Raw genomic sequence first — 7,200 nt, 5'->3', positions numbered from 1 at the left:
GCCGAACCCCGCACCACCGCCAACACCCGACGCCCCGCCCGCCGCGCATCCGACAACCGCTCCACCACCAACACACCAACACCCTCACCCCAACCAGTACCATCCGCCCCCTCAGCAAACGACTTACACCGACCATCCCCAGCCAACCCACCCTGACGGGACATCTCCACAAACACACCCGGAGTCGACATCACCGTCACCCCACCCGCCAACGCCAGATCACACTCACCCGAACGCAACGACTGAACAGCCAGATGCAACGCCACCAACGACGACGAACACGCCGTATCCACCGTCACCGCAGGACCCTCAAGACCCAACACATACGACACCCGCCCTGACAACACACTGCCCGCGACCCCCGTGCTGAGGTAGCCCTCCAGCTCGTCGGGAACGGTCGTGGGATCGCCGGCGTAGTCGTGGTACATCAGGCCGCTGAAGACGCCGGTGCGGCTGCCCTTCAGCGATTCCGCCGGTAGGCCTGCGTTCTCCACCGCCTCCCAGGACACTTCCAGCAACAACCGGTGCTGCGGGTCCATCGCGAGCGCTTCCCGGGGCGAGATCCCGAAGAACCCCGCGTCGAAGCTGGCCGCGTCGTCGAGAAAAGCGCCTTCCGCGCTGTCGAAGGTGCCGCGCCGATCCGATCCGGGGGCGTGCCGACCCGCGACGTCCCAGCCGCGGTCCTCCGGCATGGCCGACACCGCGTCGCGGCCGTCCCGCACGAGTTCCCAGAGCTGCTCGGGGGTGGTGACCCCGCCCGGGTAGCGGCAGGCCATCCCGACGATCGCGATCGGCTCCGACCGCGCGTCCTCCAACTGCCGGATCCTGCGGTGGGCGCTCCGCAAGTCCGTCGTCATCCGCTTGAGGTAGTCGACAAGCTGCTTTTCGTTGGTCACGGGTCACCTCGCCGCTCGGCCGGTCGCGCACTTCAGTCCGGACCCTAGACAGGCCCGCCCGCGACAGCCCCCTTAACGGCGGGCCGCCGCCCCCTAACCACGCCCGCGGTCAGGCGGTCACAGGCCACACCGAGTACGCGGAGAAACCCGCGCCGGTGCCCAGCCCGAGTCGTCCTGCATGTGCTCGACCAGCCCGGGACGGGCGGCCTCTTCCCAGATGAGGTGTCGCGGCTTCGGCGTCAGGAAGCCGAAGGCTGGCATCGGCTCGAAGATCGACCACACGGTGCTGCAGAGGGAGCAGCCAGGCCATGGCGGCGACGAGCATTCGTCCAGGCCAACGGCAGGCGTCGGCACATGCTCCACGTATATGGACTTCGCGGCTCTTCGTTCGGGTGGCGATGACGTCGAACAGGACGGCTCCTTCGGCGTGGGCCGGTGCGCCGAAGGAGCTGTCGGGAACCGGCGGCGAAGCGAACGCGGTCGGTGCGGACCTCCCGGAAACGATCGCTTCGACGGTGTCCTGCATGCACCCCCCCCGAGAGTCGGCGAGGCCACTCCCGCCGACGGTGGGGAAACTAGCCTTGTCGGCCCCGTCCCCGTACCCCGAATCGGAGCAGCACACCCCCTACGACTGCCCCTCCGACCTGCGTACGATCGACCCGCGGCGGCGATCGGCTGGGCACCGCAGGATGGATACGCCCACCGCTTTCCGTCCCCGCCTGATGTTCGGTGGGGAAGTCTTTGCCCCACAGCCTTGACCCCGGGTTTTGGGCACCGAAGACACTCGAATCCTGATGGTCCAGGACAACGGAATCCCCGTGGGATCCGCTAGCTGGAGGAAGAGCGCGACATCCTGCGCAAAGACTACGTCGGCGACATCACTTACCTGCCGGTCAACGGCGCGAGGCCGCTCTACCTCGCGACCGTCATCGACCTGTGTTCCCGGAGGCTGGCCAGGGTCTTTGAAGAGTGTCCTTGTGTCCGAGTTCGTCAGGTGAGTCCGAGGGCGGTGAGGGGTCGCAAGTGGTCGCGGGCAGTGCGGCGGAGGGCTGCGGCGATGACGGTGTGGCCGTTTTGGCGATGGGTGCCGATGGTGAGGTTACGTAGGCCGGCCATGACGCGGGGAAGGTTGCGGGTGCGGACCTTCGAGGCGTCCTCGTGGAAGGTGCGGTCGCGGACATGGTGCAGCTGGTTCTCGATGCGCCATTGGCCTCGGATCCAGGCCGCGAGTTCGCTGCCCTCGGCCGCTCCGGGCGGCAGGCTCGTGACCAGGTAGATCCGCTCGTTCGTCAACTTGCCCGGCCCAGGTCACGTCTCGAGCGGACGACTTGGAGGACCTGGCGTGCGTGCCGTCGAGGTGGGCGAACGATGCCGTCTTCAGACGGCGGATCTCGTCGCGGTGGTGGCCCCGTCCGCGTTCGTAGTGGTCCAGGCGGATGCCACGCCAGGGCGGGCGGCGGACCTTCTCATGGAGAGCGGGGTGGCTCCGCTTCAGGACGGCCAGATGGTGAGCCCCGCGTTCGTGTAGGTAGGCGGCGTGGTCGTGCTGGGCGTGCAGGGCGTCCGCCGTGATGACGGCACCGGTCAGGTCGATGCCGTCCAGGAGCGGGGCGAAGGCCGGGATCCCGTTGCTCTTGCCGTCAATCTGTCGTTCGGAGAACCTGCCCGCTGTGAGTCATGGCGGCGATCAGGGCGGTGGCCGTCCGCCCGGTGGTGCGGGAGCCGCGGAGTGTCTTGCCGTCGACGGCGATGACTTTTCGTCCCGAGACCGGGGCCTTGCGTTGCTGGTATGCGATCCATGCTCTATTTGTTGTTCAAGGATGCCCCTCATCCGGCCTCTGGCGCGCCGTAGGAGAACTTGTACCCGGCGAAGTCGGCGACGTGGACATAGCCAATGCGTTGGTAAAGCGCGTTGCTTGTGGGATTGTCCGGGTCCGTGAACAGGACAACGTCCGTTGCCCCCGAGGCGAGCGCGCCCCTGCTCGCCTCGACCGTCACAGCTCCCGCGTAGCCGCAGCCGCGGAGGTGGGCCGGGGTATAGACGGGGTCGATCCGAACCATGCCGCCGATGACCGAGGTCGCGGCTGCCATCGAGACTGGGGCGCCGTCCTGGGTTTCCCAGAACGTGAAGTGCCTGTCGCCGAAACGAGAGTCGTCCCATGCACCGGCGTCGATCAAGTCGATGGAGCGCTGCTCCCCGACGTCGACACAGAATTCACGGCACCAGCGCACGACTTGCTCACGGTCCTTCCCGTCCGTGAGGCGCCCCTGGCCTTTCGGTCGCGGCTGCGGTGGGGTGAGCGTGCCGAGACGGTAGAGATGCGTTCTCCAGAACCCTTCCGGGGCCGCGCCCGTGTGCTGCTGCCATGACTCGGCGAAGGCACCAGCGGTGTCGCGGTCCGCGATGACGTGGGCGGGTGAGTAGCCGAGGCCAGCCAGGTGCGCAGCGAGGGTGTCAGTTTCCGCGACGGAGAGAGGCGTGAGGCCCAGGCGTCCTCGGAGAGTGAGATAGAAGATCGCGCGAATTTCGCTCTGTGACTCCAGTCGGCCGAAAACGGCGCCGTGCCCGTCGTGATCGGTCGCCCTCTGTATCCGCAACTTCTCGATGTCCGTCAGCGGCGTGTTGTGCAGGGCGGCGCGCGAGGACAGGAAGTCCCCGGCTTGAGTGAGGAAGTCGTCGACGTCTTGGGTGAGGTGCCAGTCATCCAGGAGCATGCTTCATGATCCCGGACAACCTCGACCCGGGACCGCTTCCTCAACGCTTTTCCGCCACGAACCGCCCCCCTCGTCCAGCGCGGGCATGTACGAGTCCTGCAGCGGGCTGGTCCGAGGTCGAACAGATCGGCGACGACGATGGGCGGGAGCGTGGTGACGGCCTCGATCATGGCTGTGTTTCTGGCGCTGAGGACCGGCAAGCCGTGCTGTCTGAGTAGGTGGTCCACCCCGTGGGGGGTTGCGGGGCTGATGGGGGAACCCAGGCAGGGTGCAGAGGACGCGGCAAGAAATACGACAGAAGATGTCGAGTTTTGTGGAGACAGTGGGGGCGCCGGTCGGTGTCGTGGTGGCGCGGGCCGGGACGACTAACAGACAAGGACCCTCATGCGTGAGACATCCGACGATCTCCACCGGCTCCAAGCCCTTCTCGACGCCTCGCTCGCCCGCTCCACGGCGCACCTACGATCGATCATCAGCAGCGAGCGCACGCTCACCGCCGAGCAGCTCACCGGTGTGCTTACTGGCATGTGCACGCTTGCGCTGTCCACGGTGACGGCAAAGGGCGAGCCGCGGGTCAGCGGCGTGGACGGGCACTTCTTGCACGGCAAATGGCACTTCGGCACTGCGCGCAGCGCCGCCAAGGCCCGGCACCTCGCCGCCCGGCCCGCCGTCAGCGCCGCGCACATGCGCGGGGAGGACTTGGGCGTGTTCACCCACGGCACCGCGGAGGTCCTCAACCCCCGAGACGGCGAGCAGGCCGCCGACTGGCCGGACTTGCTCGCCTACTTCCGGGACTTCTATGGCGACGACGCCTTCGACTGGGAAAACGACGTGGTCTTCTACCGACTGCACCCCCAGTGGATGGCCGTGTTCGCCCCCGACCTCGCCAAGCTCGGCGGGAAGGCGGACAAGGCGTGACCCCGCCCGTACCAGACACGCGCATGCCGGCCCCACACGCTGCCGGGGCAGGCAAGACGCGCGACACCATCGACGTCGTGGGCGCCCGCACCAACAACCTGTGCGACGTGTCCGTCAGCATCCCCAAAGGCCGCCTCGTCGCCTTCACCGGCGTCAGCGGCAGTGGCAAGACCTCACTCGCCATCGACACCCTGCACAGCGAGGCCCAACTGCGGTATCTGGAGGGCCTTTCGCCGTTCGTACGCCAATACATCACCCAGCGCAACCGCCCCAAGGTCGACCGCATCCTCGGCCTCAGCGCCACACTCGCGGTCGACCAGCGCCGCCTGAACCGCAACCCCCGCTCCACGATCGCCACCATCACCGGGATCGATGGCCACCTCGGACTGCTCTACTCGCGCCTCCCGCGGATCGGCACGGACACGACCCCGGCCGCGGACGCCGGCACCCTGACCACTGCGCACTTCGACCGCCACACCCCCGAAGGCAGCTGCCCGGACTGCCACGGCGCCGGCGGACGCTGGCATGCCCAGGAAGACCTCGTCATCACCCGCCCGGACCTCCCCCTCTTCGAAGGCGCCTCCCCCTGGTACGCCAAATGGCGGTCCGGGGAGCACGTGTTCGTCCCCGCACTCGCCGCCAAACGCGGCGTGGACCTCGACCGCCCCTGGCAGTCGCTGCCCGCAGCTTTCCAACACGAAGTCCTGTACGGCACCGGCGAGGAGGCGGTCGAGGCCACCATCGACATCCCGAACAAGAACGAGACAGCTCGTACGACCTACACCTCCAGCCAACCGCTGCGCGGAGCTCTCGCCGAGGTGGAACGGGTGTTCGTCAACGCTCAGACGGCCGACGCCAAGCAGCGCTACCTCCCGTACATGCGCAAGCAGCCCTGCGGAATCTGCCACGGCAGCGGATTCGATCGGGTCGCCCGGTCCGTACGTCTCGGCGGCCTGACCTACCCCGAGCTGCTGGACGTGGATGTACGCGAGCTCCGCCGCTGGGCTGGGCACGTCGCCGACTCCCTCGACACTCGGCAGCGCACCGTCGGCGAGCCCCTGCTGCAAGACCTCGGACGCCGGATCCGCCTCCTGGACCGGCTCGGTCTGGCCCACCTGCAGCTGTCCCGCAGCGCTGCCACACTGTCCGGCGGTGAGTTGCAGCGCACCCGGCTCGTCGCTCAGCTCGGCACCGAGCTGAGCGACGTCATCTTCGTCCTGGACGAACCCGGCGCCGGGCTGCACCCGGCGGACAAGAATCACCTCCTCGACATCGCCCTGGAGTTGCGCGAAGCCGGCAACACCGTCCTCCTCGTCGAACACGACCCCGAACTGATCGCCCGAGCCGACTGGATCGTCGATATGGGCCCCGGCGCGGGCCGCCTTGGCGGCGAGGTCCTGGTCTCTGGCTCACCCGCCCTGGTCGCAGCCAACCCCACCTCGGCCACTGGCCGCTACCTGGCCGGCAACGGGCCGCGGCTGCGCCGTACCCCCCGTCCGGTCCGCGATGACGCCGACTGGGTGGAACTGCACGGCCTGCGCGCTCACAACACGGCCGCGGAGCTGCTGCGCCTCCCTGCCGGGCGGCTCACCTGCCTGACCGGGGTCAGCGGCAGCGGCAAGAGCAGCGTCCTGGGCGCACTCGCTGCGGGCGCGGCGGCCGCCCTCAAAGGCACGGCCGCCGACACCGTGCGCGAGGTGACTGGACTCGACGGATTCGGCTGGGTCGCCGTGGTCGACCAGGAACCCCTCGGGCGCACGCCGCGATCCAACCCGGCCACGTACAGCAAGGCGTTCGACATCGTCCGCAAACTGTTCGCCGCCACCGATACGGCACGCGCACGCGGCGTCGACGCATCCTGGTTCAGCTTCAACACCACCGGCGGCCGCTGCGAGACCTGCACCGGCTACGGCCGCAGGCTCGTCGACATGCACTTCCTCCCCGACATGTGGGTGGTGTGCGACACGTGCGACGGCCGGCGCTACGGAACCGAGGCCCTGGAGGTCACCTACCGGGGGCTGTCCGTCGACCAGGTGCTGGACCTGACCGTCGCCGAGGCCGGGGAGGTCTTCACCGAACCCCGGCAGCTCGCGGAGACCCTCACTGCGCTCGACCGGGTCGGGCTCGGCTACCTCCGACTCGGCCAGAGCGCCACCGAGCTGTCCGGCGGCGAGGCCCAGCGCCTCAAACTCGCGTCCGCGATCCAGCGCGGCGCGGCGAGCCGCAAGGCCGGCCTCGTCATCCTCGATGAACCCGTCTCGGGCCTGCACCCGTCCGACATCCAGCGGGTCGTCGACGCGCTCGACATGCTGCTCGACTCCGGCAACACCGTCGTCGTGGCCGAACACGACATCCCCGTCGCCGCGTCCGCGGACTGGGTCATCGACCTCGGACCGGGAGCCGGCCCCAACGGAGGCGCAGTGGTCGCGCAGGGCAGCCCCGACACCGTCGCCGGCGCGGACACTCCCACCTCGCGATACCTGCGCCGGTACGCGGCCGGCCTGCCACTCCTGGATGCCTCGGAGGACGCTCGGCGCTGACTCACGGCGTGCCGGCACTACCGGCAGGGTCGCATGCGTGGTCCGCGGCGGCTGTTCGTTCGCCACGGGCCACGCATGGCTTGCACCGGGACCGGGGCAAGCCCGAGCCGCCGCGTATCTTCGTGTGTCCT

At 68.7% G+C, this 7,200-nt stretch carries 6 protein-coding genes; 3 read left to right on the top strand and 3 right to left on the bottom strand.

Annotation, left to right across the window (positions count from 1 at the left end; genetic code table 11):
* Together ABT001_RS31525 and ABT001_RS31520 are read right to left on the bottom strand one after the other, a co-directional pair.
* On the bottom strand, window positions 1-896 hold an 896-nt coding region (locus tag ABT001_RS31525; RefSeq protein ID WP_351284659.1), incomplete at its 3' end, for a beta-ketoacyl synthase N-terminal-like domain-containing protein.
* A gap of 990 nt (window positions 897-1,886) precedes the next feature.
* The gene (locus tag ABT001_RS31520; RefSeq protein WP_351284657.1) at window positions 1,887-2,189 is read right to left on the bottom strand and encodes a hypothetical protein; all 303 of its coding nucleotides are present in this window, start codon (window positions 2,187-2,189) and stop codon (window positions 1,887-1,889) included.
* A 49-nt stretch (window positions 2,190-2,238) separates the two neighbouring features.
* On the opposite strand from ABT001_RS31520, the gene ABT001_RS31515 reads away from it, so the two are divergent.
* Window positions 2,239-2,424, top strand: a complete 186-nt coding sequence (locus tag ABT001_RS31515) for a hypothetical protein (protein WP_351284656.1) — start codon at window positions 2,239-2,241, stop codon at window positions 2,422-2,424.
* Between the two features lie 299 nt (window positions 2,425-2,723).
* On the opposite strand, the gene ABT001_RS31510 is transcribed toward ABT001_RS31515, so the two are convergent.
* Window positions 2,724-3,611, bottom strand: a complete 888-nt coding sequence (locus tag ABT001_RS31510; RefSeq protein ID WP_351284655.1) for a GNAT family N-acetyltransferase — start codon at window positions 3,609-3,611, stop codon at window positions 2,724-2,726.
* A gap of 384 nt (window positions 3,612-3,995) precedes the next feature.
* Here ABT001_RS31510 and ABT001_RS31505 point away from each other — a divergent pair, with 384 nt between their 5' ends.
* Window positions 3,996-4,529 carry a pyridoxamine 5'-phosphate oxidase family protein gene (locus tag ABT001_RS31505; protein WP_351284653.1) on the top strand — a complete coding sequence of 178 codons (534 nt, stop codon included), beginning with the start codon at window positions 3,996-3,998 and terminating at the stop codon, window positions 4,527-4,529.
* Window positions 4,530-4,552: 23 nt separating this feature from the next.
* Entirely contained in the window at window positions 4,553-7,069 is a 2,517-nt protein-coding gene (locus ABT001_RS31500) for an excinuclease ABC subunit UvrA (RefSeq protein ID WP_351284651.1), read from the top strand.
* Window positions 7,070-7,200 lie beyond the last annotated feature (131 nt).

The organism is Streptomyces sp. NPDC002793 (assembly GCF_040295485.1).
GTDB lineage: Bacteria > Actinomycetota > Actinomycetes > Streptomycetales > Streptomycetaceae > Streptomyces.
The sequence above is the reverse complement of the archived record's forward strand: the minus strand, read 5'-3'. Positions and strand labels throughout refer to the sequence as shown.